The sequence below is a fragment of the Pseudomonas syringae group sp. 243L2 genome (assembly GCF_032587875.1).
Lineage (GTDB): Bacteria > Pseudomonadota > Gammaproteobacteria > Pseudomonadales > Pseudomonadaceae > Aquipseudomonas > Aquipseudomonas amygdali.
The window spans coordinates 183285-208156 of sequence record NZ_JAWHPL010000013.1 but is presented as its reverse complement, the minus strand read 5'-3'; the positions used below and the strand labels follow the sequence as shown (position 1 = coordinate 208156).

The window sequence follows — 24872 nt, the reverse complement described above, 5'->3', positions numbered from 1 at the left end:
CTTCAGAAGGCTGAACAATAAGCACAGATGCGTTACAAGCAAAGCGCCTTTACCAAGCACTTACTTTCGATAAACGTATGAAGCACAAACAAAAAAACGGCCTGAGCGGATTCAGGCCGTCGAAGTGTTGCGGAAAGTTACTTAAGCACAGCCAATGCAGCGTCGTAGTCGGGTTCGTTAGCGATCTCTGTTACCAGTTCGCTGTGCAGCACTTTGTCGTTTTCGTCCAGAACAACCACCGCACGAGCGGTCAGACCTTTCAGTGGACCGTCTGCAATTGCAACGCCGTAATGCTCGCTGAAATCGGCAGCGCGGAAAGAAGACAGGTTCTTGACGTTTTCCAGACCCTCGGAGCCGCAGAAGCGGGACTGGGCAAACGGCAGGTCAGCAGAGATACACAGAACAACAGCATTGCTCAGCTCGTTTGCCTGGGCGTTGAATTTGCGTACCGACGTTGCACAGGTCGGTGTATCGACGCTCGGAAAAATGTTCAGCACCTTGCGCTTGCCAGCGAAGTCAGCCAGGGTCTTGTCGGCAAGACCTTCACCCACCAGCGTGAAGGCAGGTGCCTTGCTGCCGACTTCAGGCAGCTTGCCATTGACTTGAACAGGGCCGCCTTTGAGGGTTACTTGAGCCATGAAACACATTCCTTTTTTGAGATGAATAAAAGAACCGGAAGTTAAACACGAAAGTGTGCCGTGTCCTATATAGGATAATTCCGAATTTTCTCAGGAAACCAGTCTGTCCCTGATATCTGGGTGGGCACATAATTCCACCAGCCAATCGACGAATACCCTGATCCGTCGTGACAGCTGGCGATGAGGTGGGTAAAGCACCGTCAACGCCAGCGGCGGCGGACGATGCAACCGCAGCACCTCGACCAGTATGCCGCTGCGCAATTGTGCGGCGACATGGTAACGCGGCACCTGTATCAGGCCGAAACCCGCCTCGCAAGCCGCTACATAACCGTCGGCACTGTTGACCGAAATAGAACAGGCCAACGCTTGATCGACCTCCACGCCACCGGCCATGAACTCCAGACCATAGCGTTTGCCGGTGCTGGTCGAGAAATATTCGATTACCTGATGTTGCGCGAGGTCCGGCAGATTTAGCGGCATACCGTATCGCTGCAGGTAATCGCGACTGGCGCAAGTGATCTGGGTCAGGCTGCCCAGCGGCCTGGCGACCAGCGTTTCGTCCAATGCTGCTCCGGCGCGCAAGACACAGTCCACGCCCTCGCGGATCAGGTCGACCGGTCTGTCGCTCATGCCGATTTCCAGCCGGATCTGCGGGTAGCGCCGGGCAAATTCAGGCAACGCGGGTATCACGATCATGCGCCCCAGGCTCACTGGCAGGTCAACACGCAGCAACCCCTTGGGCTCGGCACCTGCCGCAGAGAAGGAAGCTTCGGCGTCATCCAGATCGGCCAGCAGGCTTACGCAGCGCTGGTAGTAGGCCTTGCCGTCAGGCGTGGTGCTGACCTGACGCGTAGTGCGTTGCAAGAGCTGCACGCCCAGGTGAGCTTCCAGTTGTTTGATCAGAATCGTCACGGATGCACGGGGCATATGCAGGCTCTCGGCCGCCCTGGCGAAACCGCCCAGCTCGACGATACGGGTGAATACGCGCATGGCGTTGAATCGATCCATGATTACCGGCAGCCTGAATAGAGAGAGCGTGAGAAGGGTCACACTGTTTTAACAGGGTAAACCGGTTGAACGCAGGCCAGCGCCATTACAGCCGCAGGCCAGTATTCAGAAGTCTCTTTTATAGAAAATATCCAGCGAACTGGCAACACCGCTTGCAGCCTCAAGGTACACGCGCTTGCTGAGCAGATAGCGCAACGCAATGGTATTGGCCGGTTCAAACACACCGACGCCATAACGCAGGCTGAGCTTCTCGGTGATTTTGCCGCTGGCAACCACATTGGTCTTGTCGCCGGTTCCCGAGGTGTCCAGTTCGAAGTCTTTGATACCCAGATTGTCCGCGAGCTTGCCGGTGGTCGACGAGCTACCGGCAACGCCAAGCGCCAGTGCAGCCTGAGCGACCATGTTGTTGTCTTCGCCCGAGGTACTCAGCGGTCTGCCCATGACCAGATAGGAGAGCGCCTGCTCCTGGCTCATCGCGGGTTCGGAAAACACTTCGGTGGTGGGTTGCTCGGCACTGCCGGTCAGACGAATGCCTGCGATCACGTCATCTGTCTGGCGAATGGCCTCGATATCCAGATAGGGCTGGTCCACAGGGCCTGCAAACAGCAGGCGCGCCTTGCGGATGGTCAGCCGCTGCCCGTAGGCACGGTAACGGCCGTCGTTCAGGTTCAGCTCACCACGGGTGTCCAGGTTGTCGCCAATGTGCACCCTTCCGACCAGATTGGCAGTAAGCCCAAAACCGCTGAAGGCGAGCTTTTCCTGACCAACCTCCACATCGATATCCATGGCCACTGCCAGCGGTGGCGCGCCCTCCTCGGTCTGCTGCCCAACGATCACCGTATCGCCCGAGAGCTTGACCGTAGACGGCGGCAGCTCACGCACGGTGATAGCTCCCTTAGGTACCAGCACCTTGCCAGAAATAGCCAATCGCTCACCCTGTATGGAAATTTTCAGGTCAGGCGCTACCTCCACTTCCGCGTAGGGCTCGACATTGATCGGCAGACGCGCGCCCTTGAGGCTCACATCAACGTTCAGATTCTGCCCCCAGGCCACCTGACCGCCGATGCTCCCCTGCCCGGTGCTGCCACTTTCCCAGCCACCGATGAGCTGTACGCTCTCCCCGGCGATCAACGCCTGCACCTTGAGGTCATGCAGTTCCATCGGCAACTCGGCACCCGCCACTTCACCGCCTTCAAGTGTCACGCTGCCGTTGACCAGAGGTGCCAGCAAGCTGCCTGACAATCGACCATTGCCGTTCAGGCGGCCATTGAGTTTCTGCACCATTGGCGCAAAGGGTCGTGCTACCGAGATGTCCAGCCCGGAGAGACCGAAATCGCCTGACAGAGGCTTGTCTCTGGCCAGTGGATCGATCTGCGCATTGAGCAGTAACCGGCCCAGCTTGCCGCCTTCGAAATCCAGACGCGTATCGATACGTCTGGGTGCCAGTGTGGTGTTGAGTTTGAGTGTCTGATACGGAAAGTCCAGCCACTGGTCTTTGTTGCGCACCCGCAGCGTGCCGCCTCCGGCATCAATCGTAACCTTGCCGGAGGGGCCCGCTGCGGGAAGATCAAGCTGAACGTCGGCATTCAGCGCGCCCTGCCAGGCAAAATCCTTTGGCATCCATTGCGCCAGGCTGTCGAGCGGAAAGTTCTTCAGCTGATAGCGCAAACGTGGCTCCGGCATCAGTCGTTGATCGCCACCGCACAGGCTGGAGGCACCGGACAGCCAGCAATGCGCACCGAAGTTCAGCCGACCATCGGCCAGGCGTTCAATCTTCGCCGGTTGCTGCAAACGCCAGTTCTGTCCGCCGCTCTGTACGGTGCCGCTGGCCAGCCGACCACGCCAGTCGCCCTTGTCCAGGCCGCCGTCCAATGCGATCGCAAGCTTGAGCAACGGCCCTTGCAGGTCCAGCTTCAATTGTTGCGCCTTGAGCGTACCCTGACCGTCCACCAGCAACGTACCCAACCCGGTGTCGCCGGCCTGAATGCCAACGCCCTTTAGGTTGATGGTCGCGCGCTGCGATTGATCCAGGCGGGCATTGAGAGTCAGGCTTTGCAGACGATTGTCCTGCAAGGCGAGCTGACTGCCCTGCAATGCCAGTTGCCCTTGTGGTGCCTGAAGCGTTCCTGTCAGGTCGAGCCTGCCTTTGGCCTGCCCCTGCAAGCGCGGCCACAACTGAGCCAGACGCGGCAGGTCAAGATCCAGCTGCCCTTTGAGACGCTCCTGCAAACTGCCATTACCCTGAACCCGGTTGTCACCCAATCGAATGTTCACATTGCTGACATTCCACTGCTGATCACGACCGTCAGCCTTGGCTTGCAGCAGCGCAGGCTGGCCACGCAGACGTCCCTTGAGGTCCAGGTCGGCAGTCAGTTCAAGCTTCTCGTTGACCCGTTGACCTTTGCTGCGCAAGGGCCCTGCCAGTGTGCCGGGCAATTCGGCAACCCAGAATGAAGGGTCCAGCGCGCTCAGATCAAGTGCAGTGTCCCAGCCGAAGCCATTGGCAAATTGCAGGTTCAGAAAACCGCTGGCCTTACCCTGCCCTGCGACCAGCTCCAGTTGCGGCAGATGGACTTCCTGCAAATTGCCGCTGAAGGGACTGATCAGCGTGAACGCACCAGCAGGTCCTTTGAGGCTGGCGTTGAAATTGCCAAGATAATTGCCGTCCGTGTAGGAAATCTCACCTTTGAAGGCGTGCAACGACACTTGCGGTTCGGACGCCAGCGGATACAGACGCTGCCAGGGGAAATCCAGCCAGTCGATGCTCGCATCAGCCGAGAAACCACTCTGCCAGTTCAACGTGCCGTTGATGGCCAGACGCTGTTGATCGTTGGCGGCCAGATCAAGCGCTGCAATGGTTGCCCCGTTGGCATCCGCACGCCCCTGCAACGACAACGCTACAGGGCCTTTTTCTGCGGGCAGGCTGGCAGTGCCGTTGATCTGGTAACCCGAGACGAGATCGCCTTCGGCCGTCAACAGCAACTGGTCGAGTTGCAGGGTATCGGGCAATGCTGCGCTGGGTTTGAAATGTTCTGCCGTCAGTTTCAATCGTGCTGGCAAATGCTCGGTCAAAGGTTGCAGCTCACCGGTCAGTTGCCCTGGTAGATAGCCGCTGCTGTCCGCCTTGAGTTGCAGGGTCTTGAGCACGTCACCGTGAATATCCAGCGCCAGCGTCCAGGGCTGACCGTCCTGTGGCGGCAGTTGCAGCTGACCTTTTACGCTCAATGGCCAGTCGCCCTCGGGCTTCAGCAGACCATTGAGGTCCAGCACCAGCGCATCACGTTGCAGGTGCGCGCTGTCGATTTGCAAGCCTTCGGCGGTCCAGTGCGCCTCCAGCTTGAGGTCGCGCAGCTGTTCGACGCCATCCAGCTGGAGGCTGCCCAGCTGTATATCACCCAGTTGCAGGGCGAGCGGCAACTTGACGGCTGGCAAATTCATGGGGCTTTCGTCGCTCGGCGCACTGCTTGGAGGAAAGCGCAGCAGTACTTGACCCGCGTGCAGGCGATCAATGCATAAGGTCATCTTCAGCAGGCAGGCTGGCGTCCAGGCGAAATCGACAGAATGCACCTCGACACGGTCTGCGCCTTGCTGCCACACCAGGCGCTCGGCACTCCACTGCCCGCCCAGGCGGCCCTGAAAGTTTTCCAGTTGCACGCCGGGCACGCGAGCCAGCGCCCACCGGCTGCCTGCCTGGGTCCCAAGCAGCACCCCGACGCTGACGATCACCAGCAGCAGTAATGCGATCACGCTCAGTCCGGCAATCGTTGCACCACGCCTGATGTTCATCCTGTTCAAAGTTCCGGCCCCATCGAGAAGTGCAGGCGAATGCCACCGTCGTCATCCAGCGCGTGCGCCAGATCGAGACGCAGCGGACCCACCGGAGATACCCAGCGCACCCCAAAACCGACGCCGGTTTTCAGGTCTGGCTTGTCCAGACTGTTGAATGAGTTGCCCTGATCGATGAAAGTCGCGAGCCGCCATTTATCCGCAATGGAATACTGGTACTCGACGCTCCCGGCAAACATGTAACGCCCACCAATGCGGTCGCCGTCCGAGTTGGTCGGTGACAGTTTCTGGTAGTCATACCCTCGTACGCTTTGATCGCCACCGGCAAAAAAACGCAGCGACGGCGGTATCGAGGTGTAACCGTCAGTCAGGTTGCCACCCAGTTGCACGCGCCCGAGAAAGCGATGGTTCTGAGCGACTGTCGTCAGCCCTTTGAGCAGCACATTGGCATGCACCAGATTGGCATCCGACAACATGCCCTCCTTGGCCACCTGGGTGTCGAACTGTAAACGGTAGCCCTGGTGGGGATCGATACTGTTATCGCTGCGCAGGTACGAATAACTGATGCCGGGCATTAGCAGCGTGCTCAGACCCGAATCGTCGCCCAGCCGGTATTCTTCACGCTGCCATTTCAGTGAGATAACCCGTTCCCAGCCGCTGGGCAGTTTGCTGTGCCATTCGGGCCCGGCAGTCAGCAGCTTGCTGAGGCTGTCGGTTCCAGCAATCTCTTCGTATTGATAGCCACCGGCATAACGCAGTTTATCGGTCAACGGCGGATCGAGCGGCACGTCGTACCACAGGCCGACATTCTGCCGAGGCGCGGATATTTCCGATTCGAACCCGTAGCTGTGCCCTTGTGGATTGGCCCAGTGTCGGGTCCAGTTGGCTTTGCCACGCGGACCGACATCGGTTGAGTACCCCAGGCCAAGGCCCATGGTTCGGGGTTTACGGGTTTCAAGCTGAACGGTTACCGGAATGACCTGATGGTCAGCTGCGGTAGGCGCGGCATCGACCCGCACGCCTTCAAAATAGCCACTGCCCTGCATGGCCTGGGTCAATTCGGCGATCAGTTGTGAATCGTAAGGAGTATTTTCCTTGAACGGCACCATGCGCTTGAGCAAATCTTCATCGAAGGGCGCATTGCCACTGAACATGACCTTGCCCAGCGAGTAGCGCGGACCACTGTCATAGACCAGCTCGATGTCGGCAAGCCCGGCTCGCGGGTCAACAGCCAGGCGCTGGCTGGTAAAGTGGCCGCTGAAAAAGCCGTAACGCGACGCCTGATTCTGGATCAGGCGTTTGGCATCCTCATAGTTGCCATGATTGAGCACCGCGCCGGTTTTCAGCGCGTCGCTTTTGGGTACCCGAAAGGCTTTCAGCGATGCTGCCGGACCCTCGACGCGGATTACCACATTGCGCAGGTGAATCGGCTCGCCCGGCTGGATATTGATCACCAGGCGCGGCTGGTCAGCGTCCTTGATCTCGCTGTCGATCTGCGCCTGATAATAGCCAAGCGCCTGAGCCGCTTTCTCTGCCTGCTGTTCGGCACCCAGGCTGAAGTTACGCAACGCCTGAACGTCACGCTCGCCCAGGTCCCCCACATACCCTTCGACGTTGGCCTTGAGTTCCGGGTTGGCGGGCTTGATCCTGACGTCGAGGCGGGCCTGTGCAAGCGCCGCTGCACTCATGGTCATCAGAAACAGGCTGCTGAATAGTCTGAAAAGCTTCATGGGCGTAGATGCTAACACGATCGACGGGCCGCACTGGAAGCCCACGAATTGTCGGAGATTCAGACCGTTACGTCAGGGACCGGCAGTGAAACCTGAGGATTAGGGTGAAAAAACACATGCTCTCGGACAGGTCCTACTGCAATCTCGCCGATTTCCTCATAGCCTTGTCGCTTATAGAACTCGAGATAACGAGGATTTCCCGTGTCTACGACGATGCCCTGAGAGTGCTCATCCACCGCGCACCAATCGTGCAGCGCCCGAAGCAGTTGTTCACTCAAATCCTGCCCCAGCTTCTGACCCTGAAATTCCGGGTCCAGGCCTATCAACGGCAGCACATGCACGGTTTCGGACGGAACACAGGCCAGCACCGCGTTGTAATAAGCCAGATAACGCTGGGTGCAACCAAGGCCGGTGTCCATCACCATGCGCAGACGCCAGGCCCAGCTTTCAGTGACGCCCAGACGACGTTGCGGTGGCGCGATCAGCGCTACGCCGACCAGCCGATCCTGCAGAAACAGACCGAGTGCAGGCTGGTCCTGCAGGAAGTGTTGTTTGACCAGTTGGCGAATGGTCGCCAATACGCGTTGCTCATATCCCTCGCGCTCGGCATTGAACAGATAGGCGAACGTCGGATCGTGCCGATAGGCCCTGAACAGCAAGGAGCGGGTTTCACGGGAATAACCACTGTCGAGTTGACGAACTTCACCCGTGATGGCAGCAGGTAGGGACATAAAGGGCCTCGTGTTAACGGAACTGCGTCTGGCGCAGCAGTTTTGGCAAGCAGGCTTTCGAGTGATGGCACTTGATAACAGTTCCAACGATTTGTCCGGGCCTGTGTTTGCGCGGTGCCTTACACGGTGCTGGTCCTGAAACCACAGGTCAGCTAGCATCGCTGTTTGTTTTTGCTCAGGACCGCCGTTTTATGAAAATCGTCTCGTTCAACATCAATGGTCTGCGCGCTCGACCTCATCAGTTGGCGGCGCTGATCGACAAACATCAGCCTGACGTAATCGGCCTTCAGGAAACCAAGGTTTCTGACGAGCAGTTCCCCCACGCGGAAGTCGAAGCGCTGGGCTATCACGTGCATTTCCACGGCCAGAAAGGCCATTACGGTGTTGCCCTGCTATCACGCAATCCTCCGCTGGCCCTGCATAAGGGTTTTGAAGGCGACGACGAGGAATCGCAGAAGCGCTTCATCTGGGGCACTTATGCCGACAGCAATGGGCAGCCGGTCACCATCATGAATGGCTACTTTCCGCAGGGCGAGAGCCGTGATCACCCGACCAAATTTCCAGCCAAACAGCGTTTTTACGAGAATCTGCAGACCTTGCTGGAGAGCCATTTCAGCAACGAGCAGCCGCTTATCGTGATGGGTGACGTAAACATTTCTCCGCAGGACTGCGACATCGGCATCGGTGCCGACAACGCCAAGCGCTGGCTGAAGACCGGCAAGTGCAGCTTTCTCCCCGAAGAGCGCGAGTGGATGGAACGCTTGAAAAACTGGGGCTTGGTGGACAGCTTCCGTCATCTGTACCCTGAAGTCGTCGACCGATTCAGCTGGTTTGACTATCGCAGCCGCGGCTTTGAAGACGAACCCAAGCGCGGCCTGCGCATCGACCTGATCATGACCTCTACCGGCCTGCAGCCACGCATCAAGGCGGCCGGGGTGGACTACGATTTGCGCGGCATGGAAAAGCCGTCGGACCATGCGCCGATCTGGCTGGAACTGAACTGAAAAAGCGCCCTATCGTGCGATCCGGCTTTATGCATAAACGGGTCGCGCGCGCAGTGGTCGAGCAATCGTCATATTCCGGAAATCTTTCTGTCTTATTCTCCCGGCACCCTCCCGTGACTCATGGTGACGCCGATGTTGCGCGCTTTGCTAACGGCGCTGACTCTGTCGAGCGCCACCCTGCCCGCCCTTGCGCTGGCGGCACTGCCGCTGCCCGCGGGTGAAATACCGGCCTTGCGCATTCAAGGCTCAAATACCATCAATGCCCAATTGGGCCCCGCACTGGCTGAAGGGTTGATGCGCCAGCAAGGCCTGCAATCAGTGCAGACTGTTGCCGGCAGTGTCATGAATGAACAGCGCGTCGTCGGTACTACCGCCGCAGGGCAGACGGTCAGTATCGAAGTCGCCGCACATGGTTCAGGCACCGGGTTTACTGCGCTCAAAGCAGGTAACGCCGATATTGCCGCCTCTTCACGACCTATCAAGGATCAGGAAGCCAAGGACCTGGCTGGCCTGGGCGACCTGAAAAGCGCAGCAAGCGAGCAAACCATTGCCATCGATGGCGTTGCTGTGATTCTGCATCCAGGCAATCCGGTCAGACAGCTGGATACGCTGCAGCTGGCGCGCATTTTCAGCGGGGAAGTCAGGGACTGGGCCGAAGTGGGTGGAAATCCGGGAGCGATTCATCTTTATGTTCGCGATGAGAAGTCCGGCACCTATGAAACATTCAAGGACCTGATACTTGTAAAGTACGGCAAGAACCTGTCCGGCACAGCCGCGCGCTTTGAGTCCAGCGAACAGCTCTCCGACGACGTCAGCAAGGACATCAATGGCATCGGTTTTATCGGGCTACCATCCATCAGGCGTGCCAAAGCGGTGGCCATTGCCGATGGTGACTCCAGACCGATGCTCCCGACTGTCAGTCTGATTGCCACCGAGGATTATCCTCTGTCGCGACGGCTCTACTTTTATGTGCCCACCTCAACTCATCAACGCTGGGCGCAGGCGTTGGTCCGTTTCGCGCAGAGCGCCGAGGGTCAGGCCATCGTCGCACAGAGCGGCTTTGTCGCGCAGACCGTGCAGGCACTCAAGGTGCAGCCTACCGCGCAGATGCCTGCGGACTATCAGGCACTGGCGCGCAACGCCGAACGGCTGTCGGTCAACTTTCGCTTTGCCCAGGGCAGCGCGAGGCTGGACAACAAGGCGCAGCAGGACCTCAAGCGGGTAGCGGAGTACCTGAAAACCAGCGATAAGCTCAATCAACATGTCACGCTGGTCGGCTTTGGTGATGCCAAAAGCGACCCGGCTCGCGCAGCCCTGCTCTCAAGGCTGCGCGCCATGGCAGTGCGCCGCGAGCTGCTGAAAAGCGGCGTGACATTTCGCGACATCGTTGGCCTGGGAGATGAGATGCCGGTAGCCACCAATGAGATCGATGACGGCCGGATCAAGAACCGTCGGGTCGAAGTCTGGGTGCAGTAGCCTGGGCGCAATTATCGACTACCAGTTCAGGACTGGCTGCGCTCCCTGTCTGCCGGCAGGTATTTGCCCAGTTCATACTTGCCGACAGCGGCGCGGTGTACTTCATCCGGGCCGTCTGCCAGACGCAGCGTGCGCTGCATGGCATACATGTAGGCCAAGGGGAAATCATTGGAAACACCCGCACCGCCGTGCATCTGGATCGCCCGATCGATGACCTTCAGCGCCACGTTCGGCGCTACCACCTTGATCTGCGCGATTTCGCTTCTGGCGACCTTGTTGCCTGCTGTGTCCATCATGTAGGCAGCCTTCAGGGTCAGCAGGCGGGCCATATCGATCTCCATGCGCGAATCGGCAATCCTGTCGATATTGCCCCCCAGCCTGGCCAGTGGTTTGCCGAAGGCAACCCGGTCTACGGAGCGCCTGCACATCAGCTCAAGTGCCCGTTCAGCCATACCGATGGAGCGCATGCAGTGGTGAATGCGGCCTGGTCCCAACCGGCCTTGAGCGATTTCAAAGCCGCGCCCCTCACCCAGCAAGACGTTTTCAAACGGCACCCTGACGTTATCGAACACCACTTCGGCATGCCCGTGGGGCGCGTCGTCGTAGCCGAACACAGGCAGCGGCCTGACAATCTTCACGCCCGGCGTGTCGACCGGGACCAGAATCATCGAGTGTTGCTGATGGCGCGGCCCGTCAGGATTGCTCAGGCCCATGAAAATCAGAATTTTGCAGCGTGGGTCGCAGGCACCTGAAGTCCACCACTTGCGGCCATTGATCACCCATTCGTCGCCATCGTGCTCGGCGCGCGCGGCCATATTGGTGGCGTCCGATGACGCCACCTCGGGCTCGGTCATGGCAAAAGCAGAACGAATTTCGCCGCGCAGCAACGGTTCCAGCCAGCGAGCTTTCTGTTCCTCGCTGGCATAGCGAACCAGCACCTCCATGTTGCCGGTGTCAGGCGCAGAGCAATTGAACGGCTCGGGGCCCAGCATCGAACGCCCCATGATTTCCGCCAGCGGCGCGTATTCCAGATTGCTCAGGCCAGCACCGAGCGCAGACTCCGGCAAAAACAGGTTCCACAACCCCTCAGCCCTTGCACGGGCTTTCAGTTCTTCCATGATCGCGGTGGGCTGCCAGCGGTCGCCTTCGGCCACTTGCTGTTCGAAAACCGGCTCGGCCGGATAAACGTATGCATCCATGAACGCGGTGACGCGCTCACGCAATGCCTGCACCTTTGGGGAATACGCGAAATCCATGGGCCACTACCTTCTCGATCAGGGTGTCGAATGCATGATCCTGATGCTAGAGAAACGCCATACATTTATCTAATCTATTCTCGGCGTGTATAAACATTCATAACCGATATATGATCCATCACCGCTGCGGCGTCCCCAGCCTGCCGAACAGCGAATCAAAATAACAGCACGAGGCGCTCATCAATGAACCTGAGCAAGGTCGATCTCAATCTTTTCATTGTCTTCGACGCCATCTACACCGAAGCCAATCTGACCCGGGCCGGGCAGATCGTCGGCATTACCCAGCCTGCGGTGTCCAACGCCCTGGCGCGGCTGCGAGAGACCTTCAACGACCCACTGTTTGTGCGCACGGCTCAAGGCATGGTGCCGACACCGATGGCACAAAACATCATCGGCCCGGTGCGCAGTGCACTCTCATTGCTCAGGGTCTCAGTGCAGGAAAGCCGTATATTCAACCCGTTGCAGGCCAACAAGAATTACCGCATCAGCATGACCGACCTGACCGAGGCCGTGATCCTGCCGACGCTGTTCCAGCGGCTGCGACGCCTTGCGCCTGCAGTGACCATCGAAAGCTTTCTGTCCAAGCGTCGGGAAACCACCAAGGAGCTGGCTGCCGGGCGCCTCGACTTCGCCGTGGATGCACCGCTCAATACCGACCCGCAGGTTCGCCACGTCAAACTGATGGAAGACCGCTATGTGTGCGGCATGCGCAAGACGCATCCGCTGGCAAACAAGGCCACGTTGACGCTGGATGATTACATGAGCCAGGCACACATCCATATTTCCAGTCGGCGTAGCGGACTGGGGCACGTGGACCTGGCGTTGGGCAAGATGGGCATTCAGCGCAGGATTGCGTTGCGCTCGCAGCATTACCTGATGGCGACACAGGTCCTGCAGCAGACTGATATGGTCATGACCATACCGGAACGCTTCGCCCGCCGTAACGATTTGCACTATGTCCACTTACCGGTCAACGATGTGCCTTCGGTCGAAACCCATCTGTACTGGCATGAAAGCACTGATCAGGACCCAGCCAACCGCTGGATGCGCGAACAGATCATCGAGCTTTCACAGCGGGTCGTGGCGCAGGAACAAAGCCTCGAGAAAGCATGAGATAAAAACACCAAGCCATTGTTTTTAAATTAAATATTTAAATTTGTTAAAGTCGTTTCTAATTTGGCAGGCGCGGCTTGGCGCGCCTTGACAACACGACTTCTGCTTGACGCTTACGTAAAGCACGCCGTAGGTTGAGTGCTGAATATCTCTTTGAGCGACACCATGAGCAGTCAGACTTACAGCATTTCCGAGCTCGCCCGTGAGCTGGATATCACCACCCGCGCGATCCGCTTTTACGAAGAGCAAGGCATGCTCAGCCCTGAACGCAAGGGACTGGAGCGCATCTACACCGCCCGTGACAAAGTCACCCTGAAACTGATCCTGCGCGGCAAACGCATCGGTTTTTCGCTGGCTGAATGCAAGGAACTGATCTCGCTGTACGACCCTGCCGGTGATAACCAGAAGCAGTTGCAGACCATGCTCGGCAAGATCGCCGAGCGCCGTGAACAGCTCGAACAACAATTGCTGGACATCCGGCAAATGCAACTGGAGCTGGACACCGCCGAAGAGCGTTGCCGGGCTGCGCTCGATAAAACTGCTGCCACTTCACACTGACCACCAAAAGGCACTGCCATGTCTCTTCCACAAAAGGTAAATATCGTTGAAGTCGGCCCGCGTGACGGCCTGCAGAATGAAGCACAACCGATCAGTATCGACGACAAGGTGCGCTTGGTGGATGACCTGACGGCAGCCGGACTGAGCCACATTGAAGTCGGCAGTTTTGTCTCGGCCAAATGGGTGCCGCAGATGGCTGGCTCCGCCCAGGTGTTCGAAAATATCCAGCGGCGTGAAGGCGTTATCTACTCTGCCCTGGCACCCAACCTGCGCGGGTTCGAAGATGCGTTGGCGGCCGGCGTCAGAGAGGTCGCGGTGTTTGCAGCGGCAACCGAAGGGTTCTCCCGGCGTAACCTCAATTGCTCGATCAGCGAAAGCCTGGAGCGCTTTGCGCCCATCATGGCGGCGGCGCAGATGCATGGTGTGCAGGTTCGGGGTTATGTGTCGTGCGTGTTGGGCTGCCCTTATGAGGGCAGTGTCTCGCCGCAGCAGGTCGCAGCCGTCGCCAACGAACTCTACGCGATGGGTTGCTATGAAGTTTCGCTGGGCGACACCATCGGCACCGGCACGCCGGGGGCCACGCGAGCGCTGTTCAACGCCGTCTCTGCGCAGATCCCGCGAGGCAAGCTTGCCGGGCACTTCCACGACACTTACGGTCAGGCGCTGGTGAATATCTACGCCAGCCTGGAGGAAGGTATCCAGGTCTTCGACAGTTCCGTGGCAGGCCTGGGCGGCTGCCCGTACGCCAAGGGTGCCAGCGGCAATGTTGCCACTGAGGACGTGCAGTACATGTTGCAGGGCATGGGCATTGAAACCGGGGTAGATCTGGACCAGGTCATCGCCGCAGGCCAGCGCATCTGCGACGTACTGCAACGCAGCAATGGCTCGCGCGTGGCCAGGGCCCGGCTGTCTGCGTAACGACTGTCACCTGTCGGTAACAGGGTGCGACAACTTGTCACACAGTGTTACCCTGCCCCGCGTTCAGTCGAGACAAACGGGTAACACAGAAACACTCGGCCACTGAATCAGATGGCCCGATGCCCGAAAAAGACGTTCAGCTCCTGGTATTACGGGGCTTTTAAAAAACTGGCACGGGTCCTGCTATATCCTTTGTACAACAAAAATAAAAACACGCAGCAACCCAATAAAAACAACACGTACCGGCTCTGACACAACAAGAACAACACGGACAGAGACGTAGCTAACAGATTTTTTTGAAGTGGACAGCTTTTCTGAACTGCTTGCCTTGCAAGTCGTTCTGCAGCCAGACAGAGAATAACAAAACTGCCCTGAGGCAGCTCCCGAACTGGTTGGATCACATGATGAAAGCTTGATCAGCGCTCAAAAAAATACGTTTGCTCTTGGTCCCGCATGCGGACCGCTCAAAAAAGCAGTGAAGGGCCAGGTCGCCAAAAACAACAACAGGCCACCCGAAAAACAAAAAAGAGCATAGAGACATACCTTGAAGGGGAGCCCAGGCTCCCCTTCGTGCTTTCCAGCGTTTGCTTTTGCCTCCCGACTCTCCCCCACCCTCTGCGCACAAGCCTGATTGACAGCACACATCCGCAGGTTTACGTTAACGTAAAGGTCATAGCCAATCCGCAAAGAATCATCTCCAAGAATAAAACAGGAACGCTACCCATGAGTTACCCCAGCCTGAACTTCGCCTTGGGCGAAACCATCGACATGCTGCGCGACCAGTTGCAATCCTTCGTCGCCGCAGAGCTTGCCCCGCGCGCCGCGCAGATCGACAAGGACAACCTGTTCCCAGTCGACATGTGGCGCAAATTCGGTGAGATGGGCGTGCTCGGCATCACGGTCAGCGAGGAATACGGTGGCGCAGGCCTGGGTTATCTGGCGCATGTCGTGGCGATGGAAGAAATCAGCCGTGGCTCGGCATCGGTGGCACTTTCCTACGGCGCACATTCCAACCTGTGCGTGAATCAGATCAACCGCAATGGCAGCCCGGCGCAGAAAGCCCGATACCTGCCCAAGCTGATCAGCGGCGAGCACATTGGCGCGCTGGCCATGAGCGAACCCAATGCAGGCTCGGACGTGGTATCGATGAAGCTGCGCGCCGACAAGCGCGGCGATCACTACGTACTCAACGGCAGCAAGACCTGGATCACCAACGGGCCTGACGCCAATACCTACGTGATCTACGCCAAGACCGATCTGCAAAAGGCTGCGCATGGCATTAGCGCATTCATCGTCGAGCGTGACTGGAAAGGCTTCTCGCGCGGCAGCAAGTTCGACAAGCTGGGCATGCGCGGCTCCAATACCTGCGAGCTGTTTTTCGACAACGTAGAGGTGCCTGAGGAAAACCTGCTGGGCGTACTGGACGGTGGTGTCAGAGTCCTGATGAGCGGCCTCGATTATGAACGCGTCGTGCTCTCTGGCGGGCCGACCGGAATCATGCAGGCCTGCATGGACGTGGTGGTGCCCTACATTCACGACCGCAAGCAGTTCGGCCAGAGCATCGGCGAGTTCCAGCTGATTCAGGGCAAGGTCGCAGACATGTACACCCAGCTTAACGCCAGCCGGGCCTACCTGTACGCCGTCGCCCAAGCCTGTGATCGTGGCGAGACCACGCGCAAGGACGCAGCGGGCGTGATCCTCTACAGCGCCGAACGCGCCACGCAGATGGCGCTGGATGCCATCCAGATTCTGGGCGGCAATGGCTACATCAATGAATTCCCGGCCGGTCGACTGTTGCGCGACGCCAAACTCTACGAGATCGGTGCAGGCACCAGCGAGATCCGGCGCATGCTCATCGGTCGCGAACTGTTCAACGAAACCCGTTGATTGCGGAGCTACCATGACCATTCTGCAGACTCGCATCAACGCCCGCTCGCCGGAATTTGCCCTTAATCGCACCACGCTGCTCAAGCAGGTCGAAGAGCTCCGTATGTTGCTGAGCACCGTTCGCCAAGGCGGCGGGCCCAAGGCACAGGAGCGTCATACGTCACGCGGCAAGCTGCTGCCGCGCGAACGTATCAACCGTCTACTGGACAGCGGCTCGCCGTTTCTGGAAATCGGCCAACTGGCCGCCCATCAGGTGTATGGCGAAGAGGTTCCAGCCGCTGGGGTAATTGCCGGTATTGGCCGGGTCGAGGGCGTCGAGTGCATGATCATCGCCAACGACGCGACGGTCAAAGGTGGCTCCTATTACCCGCTGACCGTCAAAAAGCACCTGCGCGCGCAGACCATCGCCCAGCAAAACCGCCTGCCGTGCATTTACCTGGTGGACTCCGGTGGTGCCAACCTGCCGCGCCAGGACGAAGTGTTTCCGGACCGCGAACACTTCGGGCGAATCTTCTTCAATCAAGCCAACATGAGCGCACAAGGCATTCCCCAGATTGCCGTGGTCATGGGTTCCTGTACCGCAGGCGGGGCCTATGTTCCGGCCATGGCCGACGAAGCGATCATGGTGCGTCAGCAAGCCACCATCTTCCTCGCAGGCCCGCCACTGGTAAAAGCTGCCACCGGAGAAATAGTCAGCGCTGAAGACCTGGGCGGTGCCGATGTGCATTGCCGCACCTCAGGGGTGGCCGATCACTATGCCGACAGCGACGAGCACGCGCTGGCATTGGCGCGACGCAGCATCGCCAATCTGAACTGGCGCAAGCAGGGTCAACTGAACACTGTCACACCGATTGCGCCGTTGTACGCAAGCGATGACCTGTACGGCATTATCCCGGCCGACACAAAGCAGCCGTTTGACGTACGCGAAGTCATCGCGCGGTTGGTGGATGGCTCGGTACTGGATGAATTCAAGGCGTTGTTTGGCACCACGCTGGTCTGCGGCTTCGCTCGTCTGCATGGCTACCCGATCGCGATTCTAGCCAACAATGGGATTCTGTTCGCAGAAGCTGCGCAAAAAGGCGCGCACTTTATCGAACTGGCCTGCCAAAGGGGAATTCCCCTGCTGTTTCTGCAGAACATCACCGGTTTCATGGTCGGTCAGAAGTATGAGGCGGGGGGCATCGCCAAGCATGGTGCCAAGCTGGTGACCGCCGTGGCCTGCGCGAAGGTGCCTAAATTCACGGTCATCATCGGCGGCAGTTTCGGCGCAGGAAATTACGGCATGTGCGGCCGCGCCTACGACCCGCGCTTCCTGTGGATGTGGCCCAACGCGAGAATCGGCGTGATGGGCGGTGAGCAGGCAGCGGGCGTGCTGGTGCAGGTCAAGTGCGAGCAGGCGGAACGTGCCGGCCAGGCCTTCAGCGCCGAGCAGCAGGCCGAACTGAAGCAGCCGATTCTCGATCAGTACGAGCATCAAGGGCATCCTTATTACTCCAGCGCCCGACTGTGGGACGACGGAGTCATCGACCCGGCACAAACCCGCGACATTCTTGCGCTGGCCCTGTCCGCCTCGCTCAATGCGCCCATCGAACCTACCACCTTCGGCCTGTTCCGGATGTGAGGCGGGAAATGACCATGACTTCGACCTCGTTCGCGACCATAGAGTTGATCACCGACCCACGTGGTTTCGCCACGCTGTGGCTAAATAGACCGGACAAGAACAATGCCTTCAATGCGCAGATGATTCGCGAGTTGATCCTCGCGCTGGACCAGGTGCAAAGTGATGCCGGCCTGCGCTTTCTGCTGGTGCGCGGGCGTGGCAGGCATTTCAGCGCCGGTGCCGATCTGGCCTGGATGCAGCAGGCCGCAGAGCTGGACTACAACACCAATCTGGACGATGCCCGTGAACTGGCAGAGCTGATGTACAGCCTCGCCAAATTGAAAATCCCGACGCTTGCGGTGGTGCAAGGTGCAGCATTCGGTGGCGCGCTGGGCCTGATCAGTTGCTGCGACATGGCCATTGCGACGGCAGATGCGCAGTTCTGCCTGTCAGAAGTACGCATAGGTCTGGCTCCAGCGGTTATCAGTCCGTTTGTGGTACAGGCCATCGGCGAACGCGCCGCGCGGCGCTACGCCCTGACCGCCGAGCGTTTCGATGGCCAGCGAGCGCAGCAGATGGGGCTGATAGCTGAGTGCTACCCGGCTGCCGACCTGCAAGCCCGCACGCAGGAGTGGATCGACAACCTGCTGCTCAACAGCCCGCAGGCCATGCGAGTCAGCAAGGAGTTGCTGCGCGAAGTCGGTAGCGGCGAACTCACACCCGCATTGCGTCGCTACTGTGAAAGCGCCATCGCGCGCATCCGCACCAGCGCCGAAGGCCAGGAAGGCCTGCGCGCCTTCCTGCAAAAACGTACACCCGGCTGGCAGCCACACGGCGATCAAACGCCAGCAGCGCTTGCAGCCCGGCAAGAATCACAGAAGGACTCGCAATCATGAGCACCCCCGAGCTGACCACGCTGTTGATCGCCAACCGTGGTGAAATTGCCTGTCGTATCATGCGTACCGCGAAAACCATGGGGCTCACCACAGTCGCCGTGCACAGTGCCATTGACCGTGACGCACGGCATAGCCGTGAGGCTGATATCCGTGTGGACCTTGGAGGCAGCAAGGCAGCAGAAAGCTACCTGGCGATCGACAAGCTTATCGATGCGGCCAGGGCAAGCGGCGCGCAAGCGATTCACCCCGGTTATGGTTTTTTGTCCGAAAATGCCGACTTTGCCCGTGCCATTGAAGAGGCCGGGCTGATTTTCCTCGGCCCACCCGCCTCGGCCATCGACGCCATGGGCAGCAAATCTGCCGCCAAGTCGCTGATGGATCAAGCTGGCGTGCCATTGGTGCCTGGCTATCACGGCGACGCACAGGACATCGAGACGTTCCGCAGCGCCGCTGAACGCATCGGTTACCCCGTGCTGTTGAAAGCCACGGCAGGCGGTGGCGGCAAAGGCATGAAGGTTGTGGAGCACAGCGGCGAACTGGCCGAAGCGCTGGCCTCTGCGCAACGCGAGGCGCTCTCATCGTTCGGCGACGCGCGAATGCTGGTGGAGAAATACGTCCTCACCCCACGCCACGTCGAGATTCAGGTGTTTGCCGACCGCCATGGTCACTGTCTCTACCTCAATGAGCGCGACTGCTCCATTCAGCGCCGACACCAGAAGGTCGTCGAAGAAGCACCTGCGCCCGGCCTGACACCCGAACTGCGCAAGGCCATGGGTGAAGCGGCGGTCAAGGCCGCACAGGCAATCGGCTACGTGGGTGCAGGCACGGTGGAATTCCTGCTGGACGCGCGCGGCGAGTTTTTCTTCATGGAGATGAATACTCGCCTGCAAGTCGAGCACCCGGTGACCGAGTACATCACGGGCCTGGATCTGGTGGAATGGCAGATTCGGGTGGCCAGAGGCGAACCGCTGCCTATTACTCAGGAACAAGTGCCACTGATCGGTCACGCCATTGAGGTCCGGTTATACGCCGAAGACCCGGCCAACGATTTTCTGCCTGCGACCGGCACGCTGGAACTCTACAGAGAATCCGCGTCCGGCCCCGGCAAGCGTGTGGACAGTGGCGTTAGCGAGGGTGACAACATTTCACCCTTCTATGACCCCATGCTCGGCAAACTGATTGCCTGGGGCGAAAACCGTGAGCAGGCCCGTTTGCGCCTGCTCGCTATGCTGGATGAGTTTGCAGTGGGCGGTGTCAGAACCAACCTCGCATTTTTGCGCAGAATCATCGCCCATCCAGCGTTTGCCGCCGCGGAACTGGACACCGGCTTCATCCCCCGCTATCAGGATAAATTGCTGCCGCAAACGGGTGAACTGTGTGAGGAACTCTGGCAGGCCGCCGCCGAGGCCTTCAGCCAGAGCGAACCGGCACGTGTCGATCAAGACGACTTGCACTCGCCCTGGGCGGTCACGACAGGCTTTCGTGCAGGCCTGCCTGCGGAGACGGATCTGCGGCTGAGCTGCAATGGTCAAACCCGAACCGTCTACCTGCGCAACAGCAGCGACTCACCATTTAAACTCAGCAACGAGCATCTGACTGTCGAACACAACGGCGTGCGCCGCTCGCATCTGGCGATACGCCGTGGCGATACGCTTTACCTCAAATGGCAAGGCGACCTGCACACCATCACGCGACTGGACCCCATCGCGCAGGCCGACCTCAGCGATAGCCAGCATGGCGGCCTGACCGCCCCCATGAATGGCAACATAGTGCGCGTGCTGGTTGAAGTGGGTCAGGCGGTCAAGTCCGGGGCGCAACTGGTGGTGCTGGAGGCCATGAAGATGGAACACAGCATCCGCGCAGCCAGTGCCGGAGTCGTTACAGCGCTTTACTGCCATGAGGGAGAGATGGTCAACGAAGGCGCAGCACTGGTGGAACTGACCTGACCACCAGCGACGGCCGCACATGAAAACGCCCTGAACAGTCAGGGCGTTTTGCGTATCAGAGAACGGCTTAGTAGTAAGCGTTTTCTTTCTGCGTATGGTCGGTCACATCGCGAACGCCCGACAGCTCGGGAATGCGCTCAAGCAACGTACGCTCGATACCTTCCTTCAACGTGACATCAGCCTGACCGCAACCCTGGCAACCGCCACCGAATTGCAGAACAGCAATATTTTTTGCCTCTTCTTCAACCACATCGATCAGCGTGACCTGACCGCCGTGACTGGCAAGGCCCGGATTGATCTCGGTTTGCAGATAATAATTTATGCGCTCGTTGATCGGGCTGTCGGCATTGACCATTGGCACCTTGGCGTTTGGTGCCTTGATGGTCAACTGGCCACCCATGCGATCAGTGGCGTAATCAACTACGGCATCATCCAGAAAGGCTTCGCTGAAACCATCGATCCAGGCGGTGAAGCTCTTCAGGCCGATAGCCTTGTCTTCCGGCTTTTCTTCACCCGGCTTGCAGTAGGCAATGCAGGTTTCGGCGTACTGAGTGCCGGGCTGGGTAATAAATACGCGGATGCCAATGCCCGGGGTGTTCTGCTTTTCCAGCAGATCGGCCAGATAATCGTGGGCGGCATCGGTAATAGTGATAGCGGTCATGAAAATTCCTCGCAGACGTGCCAGCAGTTTACGCCAATCGGCACCGTCACACAAAGTCCTAGTATTTTTGTCAGGTTAATGCCTGCGCCCGGCTGACCGCTCGGCGTCCGTCCAGCCAGCTCTTCATCCTTCGGTAAAGGCCCTTCTCGATCCACTCATAACTGACCCAGGCACCGATGGCGATAATCGGCACGCAGAACGCGAACACCACATAAGGACTGAGGCCAAAGCGCTGCGCCATCAGCAACCCGCCGTACAGCACCAAGACATGCAGCAGGTAGACCGAGTACGAGCAATCGCCCAGTACCTTGAGCAACCTGTTGCCCTGGAAATACGGTTCCAGCGAGATGCACGACAGCACGATCAAGGCACTCGGCAGGCCCCAGTTGAGCAGACGCTGCTCATTGGTCAGGTGATTGATCGCATACAGCCCTACCGCAATACCCGCCAGCGGCAGCCATAGCGCCTGTTTGATCCAGCCACGGCGATAGAGGATGCCGATGCCGATACCCAGCAGGAATTCGTAAATAATGTCGTTGCCATAGAAGCGGCTGATCAGCCCGGTGCGGGCCAGAACCTCACTGACCGCAAACAGCGCTGCGGCAATGATCAGCGGCCGGTGACGCTGTTGAAAGAGGAATACCACCGAGAACAGCAGGTAGAAAAACATCTCATAGTTGAGCGTCCAGCCGACGTTAAGCGTCGGGTAAAGGCCATAACCACCGGGGTTTTCGGAAGGAATGAATACCAGTGACAAGAGGAAGTTCTGCCAGCCGATGACCTGATGCGGGAGCATCGGTGCTGCAATCAGCAACAATAACGCCATGGCGGCGGTATACAGCCAATAGGCTGGAACAATTCGAATCAGACGATGCAGAATGAAGCGCCGTGCAGGCATATCGCTGTTCTGCGTCGACAAAAAGATAACCAGACCACTGATGACAAAGAAGATATCAACGCCGACCGCGCCCTTCGACACAAAGAACTGTCCCACCGGGCCGCTGGCCTTGAAATCGAAAAAAATCTGCATGAAGTGATGACACACCACGACCCACGCTGCGAACGCCCGTAGCGCCTGAACTGAAATCAACATCACAAAAAACCTCTACTGCCTGACTTTCAATCATGGGTCGTTTGATAAACCGGCCTATGACGCGCACCATTTCGGACCCCCTTTTTGGAAAAAAGATCGCGCGAGATACATTTCGTTCAGGAAGTAAAGATGGCCGCAGGCCATGTTGCACAAGGGCCTGCGGCGTGAAGCCCCGGTTTTTCAGAGGCTCTCGTAGCGATTCATGTCCAGCACACCCGCTTCGCGTGGTTCAGTTTCCTGAACGTAGCGATTCAGATCGTGGAAGTAACTCCAGAACAGTGGATGAGTACGACGGATGCCCCAACGTTGGACGATTTGTTCGAAACTCGCCTGATCCTTGCTCTGCTGCATGGCATCGACAAAGGCCGGCACCTGTGCGACCGGAATATTGAAGATGAAATTCGGATAACTGCTGAGCACGCCCGGGTAGACGGTCAGTGTGTCCAGCCCCGGTATATAGCGATAAGACTCGCCCAGCAGAAACGCGACGTTACTGTGCGCACGGTTGCGCAGCATGCTGTAGATCATGCGTTTGCCGTCGCTGCCCTCGATGCGCAGCATGCTTGCTTCCGGCAATTGATCGATGACTTTCAGGCCCGCCGCCGGGCGTGAGGTCAAACGGCTCAGTGCCTGTTCCGCCTGGGCAAAACTGCTGTCGAGGTTCGGCCGAGAACAATACGCCCCGCTACAGCGGTTGATTGGATCAGGCGCGGCATTGAGGCTGCCGGAACGCTCGATCAGCTTGAACGCAAAGTCGCGCTGCGGGGCCTTTTCATCGAGTTTGATACCGGTTGGCGTATCGTCATCGATCTTCTGGTAATCCATCCACATCTTGATCTTGCCGCCATCCTGATAAAGATCGCTGAGTATGTCTTCCCGGCGATCGGCGGGCATCAGGCGCAGGAAGTTGATTTCGGCACCGTTGCGGATCAAATCGAAATACAGCCGGGTCTGTGCCTGATGTGAAACATTGCCATAGACATCGAAGTTCACCGCCAACTGGTAATAGGTACGCTCCAGCAACGGGAAGTCGAACAACCACATGGAGTGCGGCACGTCGCCAATCAGGCCTTTATTGACCGAAGCGCTGTCGAAATGACGGAAAACGGTCAGCAAGGCATTGTCGTTGCCAGCCCACAGCGTGCTCCACCCCGGTGCCGGCATTTTCGCGTAACTGTCGCGGCGCATGTCTTCATATTGATTACGCCGGTCCCGGTACGACAGCCACAGGCTGAGCACGCTGCCGACATCATCGTTCTGCCCCGGCATGGCCAGTAAAGGCGTGGCCTGCCCGCGATAAGCCGCATCGGTGATGTAGTGGTCGTGCGCAGGGTCCTGAAACAGCACCCAGAACTGATCGCGAATCACATCGGTCGCGATTTGCCCGCGACAAACCGGTCCGCGAATGAAGGTGCGGACGAAATACTCGGCATTGTCGAGCATGAACTGATAGCGCGACGCTGCCGGAATGGCTTCAAAGGTCAGAAACGGATTGGCCCGATGGCCAGGGCCATAGCCAGGCAGTGCGTTGACCTTCCAGTCGTTACCATAGAACAACTGCCTGACCCGCGTCAGTTTCTGCGGGCTCATGGCATAGGTAATGTGGGTCTTGTGAACGATCACGCCCTGCACAGGGATCAATCGATAATAGAAGTCACTGCCCGGATCATCGTCGGGGCGACGAGTAGCGATCAGGTCCACAGGCTTGCCGCTTGGGGTTCGCGAGCGCACCCACTGAAAGAAGTGCCCCGCTTCGCCGCCCTCGAAATAGATGTGTGCCAGAAACAGGTGCTCAAACAGCCAGCGACCGACCAGCGCCTGATTCGCGCCAGGCTCGTTGAGCTGCGCCTCCCAGGCATTGATCTGCGCCGTTTCCGTGACACTCGGGGTAATGCCCTGCTGCTCGACCGGGGCACCGGCAGCCAGCCAGCGCTGCAGCGTCTGGTATTCGGCATCGGTCAGGCCAGCCACCGCCAGTGGCATGCCTTGTTGCGCATGAGCTGCGGCATAGGCGTTGAATTCGCCGGGCAGCGGGCAGACATTTTCGCGATTGATGCCCAGTGCGATCTCGTCCGGAATTTTGCTGTTGGCTGGCAAAGGCGCGCTGCGCCCCAGATCGAGCATGCGCGCCATCAGGGCTGCCTGACTGCCCTGGGCCTCCAGCACAGAGTAAAAACCCTTGCCGCGCCACGCCTCGGTATCACGCGCATCATAAAACAGTCGGGTCGGCGCTACCGCCTCACTGCGCTCGCCCTGGTAAACCGGGATCTTGCTGGCACCACGGCTCACGCCTTCCCCGCTGCCCAGGTTCAACTGGCAGGGAGCGTCGTTGCAGGCATGGCAGGCAACGCATTTCTCGGTAAGGATCGGCTGAATATCCTTTACGTAGGAAATAGCCGGGCTTGCGGGTGTGGATGAGGGTGTCTGGGCCTGTGCAGCACAGCAGATAAAAAGCAAGGCGATGCTTGCCAACAAACGGTGCGGCATATCCCGTAGGCTCTGTCATTAAAAATGGCACAATTCTACTAGGCCGTCATTGCCTCCAACATGAATGATTTTCATGCAAAAGCC

General features: G+C 58.6%; 18 protein-coding genes and 1 pseudogene. 9 read left to right on the top strand and 10 right to left on the bottom strand.

Annotated elements, in window-relative coordinates; genetic code table 11:
* Positions 1–137: 137 nt before the first annotated feature.
* From tpx to RYB66_RS06690, 5 genes are all read right to left on the bottom strand, one after another.
* Positions 138–638, bottom strand: a complete 501-nt coding sequence (gene tpx / locus RYB66_RS06710; protein WP_005743607.1) for a thiol peroxidase — start codon at positions 636–638, stop codon at positions 138–140.
* A gap of 90 nt (positions 639–728) precedes the next feature.
* The gene (locus RYB66_RS06705) at positions 729–1646 is read right to left on the bottom strand and encodes a LysR family transcriptional regulator (RefSeq protein ID WP_016982324.1); all 918 of its coding nucleotides are present in this window, start codon (positions 1644–1646) and stop codon (positions 729–731) included.
* Positions 1647–1751: 105 nt separating this feature from the next.
* Positions 1752–5432, bottom strand: coding sequence for a translocation/assembly module TamB domain-containing protein (locus RYB66_RS06700; RefSeq protein WP_057404946.1), 3681 nt, complete (start codon positions 5430–5432; stop codon positions 1752–1754).
* A 5-nt stretch (positions 5433–5437) separates the two neighbouring features.
* Positions 5438–7162: an autotransporter assembly complex protein TamA gene (locus tag RYB66_RS06695; RefSeq protein ID WP_005743604.1), complete on the bottom strand. Its 1725-nt coding sequence runs from the start codon at positions 7160–7162 to the stop codon at positions 5438–5440.
* A gap of 59 nt (positions 7163–7221) precedes the next feature.
* Complete coding sequence (locus RYB66_RS06690; protein WP_005743603.1) at positions 7222–7893, bottom strand: GNAT family N-acetyltransferase; 672 nt, start codon at positions 7891–7893, stop codon at positions 7222–7224.
* Between the two features lie 191 nt (positions 7894–8084).
* Between RYB66_RS06690 and xthA the strand changes: the two genes are divergently transcribed.
* Positions 8085–8897, top strand: a complete 813-nt coding sequence (gene xthA, locus RYB66_RS06685; RefSeq protein ID WP_004658827.1) for an exodeoxyribonuclease III — start codon at positions 8085–8087, stop codon at positions 8895–8897.
* Positions 8898–9029: 132 nt separating this feature from the next.
* The gene (locus RYB66_RS06680) at positions 9030–10373 is read left to right on the top strand and encodes a phosphate ABC transporter substrate-binding/OmpA family protein (RefSeq protein WP_316894101.1); all 1344 of its coding nucleotides are present in this window, start codon (positions 9030–9032) and stop codon (positions 10371–10373) included.
* A gap of 26 nt (positions 10374–10399) precedes the next feature.
* Here the strand turns inward: RYB66_RS06680 and RYB66_RS06675 are convergent, their stop codons facing one another.
* Positions 10400–11629, bottom strand: coding sequence for an acyl-CoA dehydrogenase (locus RYB66_RS06675; RefSeq protein WP_057404948.1), 1230 nt, complete (start codon positions 11627–11629; stop codon positions 10400–10402).
* 183 nt (positions 11630–11812) lie between these two features.
* Here RYB66_RS06675 and RYB66_RS06670 point away from each other — a divergent pair, with 183 nt between their 5' ends.
* The 3 genes from RYB66_RS06670 to RYB66_RS06660 all read left to right on the top strand — a co-directional run bounded on the left by RYB66_RS06670 (position 11813) and on the right by RYB66_RS06660 (position 14218).
* Positions 11813–12742 carry a LysR family transcriptional regulator gene (locus RYB66_RS06670; protein WP_057404949.1) on the top strand — a complete coding sequence of 310 codons (930 nt, stop codon included), beginning with the start codon at positions 11813–11815 and terminating at the stop codon, positions 12740–12742.
* Positions 12743–12907: 165 nt separating this feature from the next.
* Positions 12908–13300 carry a MerR family transcriptional regulator gene (locus tag RYB66_RS06665; protein ID WP_005743596.1) on the top strand — a complete coding sequence of 131 codons (393 nt, stop codon included), beginning with the start codon at positions 12908–12910 and terminating at the stop codon, positions 13298–13300.
* Positions 13301–13318: 18 nt separating this feature from the next.
* A complete protein-coding gene (locus RYB66_RS06660) occupies positions 13319–14218 on the top strand; it encodes a hydroxymethylglutaryl-CoA lyase (RefSeq protein WP_005777544.1) in 900 nt (299 codons plus the stop codon).
* A gap of 283 nt (positions 14219–14501) precedes the next feature.
* Here RYB66_RS06660 and RYB66_RS06655 read toward each other — a convergent pair.
* Positions 14502–14759, bottom strand: a pseudogene (locus RYB66_RS06655) (hypothetical protein).
* A gap of 182 nt (positions 14760–14941) precedes the next feature.
* Between RYB66_RS06655 and RYB66_RS06650 the strand changes: the two are divergent.
* Genes RYB66_RS06650 through RYB66_RS06635 form a run of 4 tightly spaced genes read left to right on the top strand, consistent with a single transcriptional unit; the run spans position 14942 to position 20547 of the window.
* A complete protein-coding gene (locus tag RYB66_RS06650) occupies positions 14942–16105 on the top strand; it encodes an isovaleryl-CoA dehydrogenase (RefSeq protein WP_005743594.1) in 1164 nt (387 codons plus the stop codon).
* Positions 16106–16118: 13 nt separating this feature from the next.
* Complete coding sequence (locus RYB66_RS06645) at positions 16119–17726, top strand: carboxyl transferase domain-containing protein (RefSeq protein ID WP_316894098.1); 1608 nt, start codon at positions 16119–16121, stop codon at positions 17724–17726.
* 14 nt (positions 17727–17740) lie between these two features.
* A complete protein-coding gene (locus tag RYB66_RS06640; protein WP_010202696.1) occupies positions 17741–18601 on the top strand; it encodes a gamma-carboxygeranoyl-CoA hydratase in 861 nt (286 codons plus the stop codon).
* Complete coding sequence (locus RYB66_RS06635; RefSeq protein ID WP_316894096.1) at positions 18598–20547, top strand: acetyl/propionyl/methylcrotonyl-CoA carboxylase subunit alpha; 1950 nt, start codon at positions 18598–18600, stop codon at positions 20545–20547. The genes RYB66_RS06640 and RYB66_RS06635 overlap by 4 nt, the downstream gene beginning before the upstream one ends.
* Before the next feature lie 67 nt (positions 20548–20614).
* Here the strand turns inward: RYB66_RS06635 and nfuA are convergent, their stop codons facing one another.
* From nfuA to RYB66_RS06620, 3 genes are all read right to left on the bottom strand, one after another.
* Positions 20615–21208, bottom strand: coding sequence for a Fe-S biogenesis protein NfuA (gene nfuA / locus RYB66_RS06630; protein ID WP_002553665.1), 594 nt, complete (start codon positions 21206–21208; stop codon positions 20615–20617).
* A gap of 70 nt (positions 21209–21278) precedes the next feature.
* Positions 21279–22301, bottom strand: a complete 1023-nt coding sequence (locus RYB66_RS06625; protein WP_005743590.1) for an acyltransferase family protein — start codon at positions 22299–22301, stop codon at positions 21279–21281.
* 180 nt (positions 22302–22481) lie between these two features.
* Positions 22482–24614: a fatty acid cis/trans isomerase gene (locus tag RYB66_RS06620; protein ID WP_316894147.1), complete on the bottom strand. Its 2133-nt coding sequence runs from the start codon at positions 24612–24614 to the stop codon at positions 22482–22484.
* Positions 24615–24872: the final 258 nt, after the last annotated feature.

Excerpts from the sequence above, each read along its gene's own strand:
- RYB66_RS06645 (WP_316894098.1), top strand. The coding sequence starts at position 16,119 with ATGACCATTCTGCAGACTCGCATCAACGCCCGCTCGCCGGAATTTGCC.
- RYB66_RS06625 (WP_005743590.1), bottom strand. The coding sequence starts at position 22,301 with ATGTTGATTTCAGTTCAGGCGCTACGGGCGTTCGCAGCGTGGGTCGTG.
- xthA (WP_004658827.1), top strand. The coding sequence starts at position 8,085 with ATGAAAATCGTCTCGTTCAACATCAATGGTCTGCGCGCTCGACCTCAT.
- tpx (WP_005743607.1), bottom strand. The coding sequence starts at position 638 with ATGGCTCAAGTAACCCTCAAAGGCGGCCCTGTTCAAGTCAATGGCAAG.
- RYB66_RS06670 (WP_057404949.1), top strand. The coding sequence starts at position 11,813 with ATGAACCTGAGCAAGGTCGATCTCAATCTTTTCATTGTCTTCGACGCC.
- RYB66_RS06675 (WP_057404948.1), bottom strand. The coding sequence starts at position 11,629 with ATGGATTTCGCGTATTCCCCAAAGGTGCAGGCATTGCGTGAGCGCGTC.
- RYB66_RS06700 (WP_057404946.1), bottom strand. The coding sequence starts at position 5,432 with ATGAACATCAGGCGTGGTGCAACGATTGCCGGACTGAGCGTGATCGCA.
- RYB66_RS06635 (WP_316894096.1), top strand. The coding sequence starts at position 18,598 with ATGAGCACCCCCGAGCTGACCACGCTGTTGATCGCCAACCGTGGTGAA.
- RYB66_RS06640 (WP_010202696.1), top strand. The coding sequence starts at position 17,741 with ATGACTTCGACCTCGTTCGCGACCATAGAGTTGATCACCGACCCACGT.
- RYB66_RS06650 (WP_005743594.1), top strand. The coding sequence starts at position 14,942 with ATGAGTTACCCCAGCCTGAACTTCGCCTTGGGCGAAACCATCGACATG.
- RYB66_RS06665 (WP_005743596.1), top strand. The coding sequence starts at position 12,908 with ATGAGCAGTCAGACTTACAGCATTTCCGAGCTCGCCCGTGAGCTGGAT.
- nfuA (WP_002553665.1), bottom strand. The coding sequence starts at position 21,208 with ATGACCGCTATCACTATTACCGATGCCGCCCACGATTATCTGGCCGAT.
- RYB66_RS06660 (WP_005777544.1), top strand. The coding sequence starts at position 13,319 with ATGTCTCTTCCACAAAAGGTAAATATCGTTGAAGTCGGCCCGCGTGAC.
- RYB66_RS06690 (WP_005743603.1), bottom strand. The coding sequence starts at position 7,893 with ATGTCCCTACCTGCTGCCATCACGGGTGAAGTTCGTCAACTCGACAGT.
- RYB66_RS06705 (WP_016982324.1), bottom strand. The coding sequence starts at position 1,646 with ATGGATCGATTCAACGCCATGCGCGTATTCACCCGTATCGTCGAGCTG.
- RYB66_RS06680 (WP_316894101.1), top strand. The coding sequence starts at position 9,030 with ATGTTGCGCGCTTTGCTAACGGCGCTGACTCTGTCGAGCGCCACCCTG.
- RYB66_RS06695 (WP_005743604.1), bottom strand. The coding sequence starts at position 7,162 with ATGAAGCTTTTCAGACTATTCAGCAGCCTGTTTCTGATGACCATGAGT.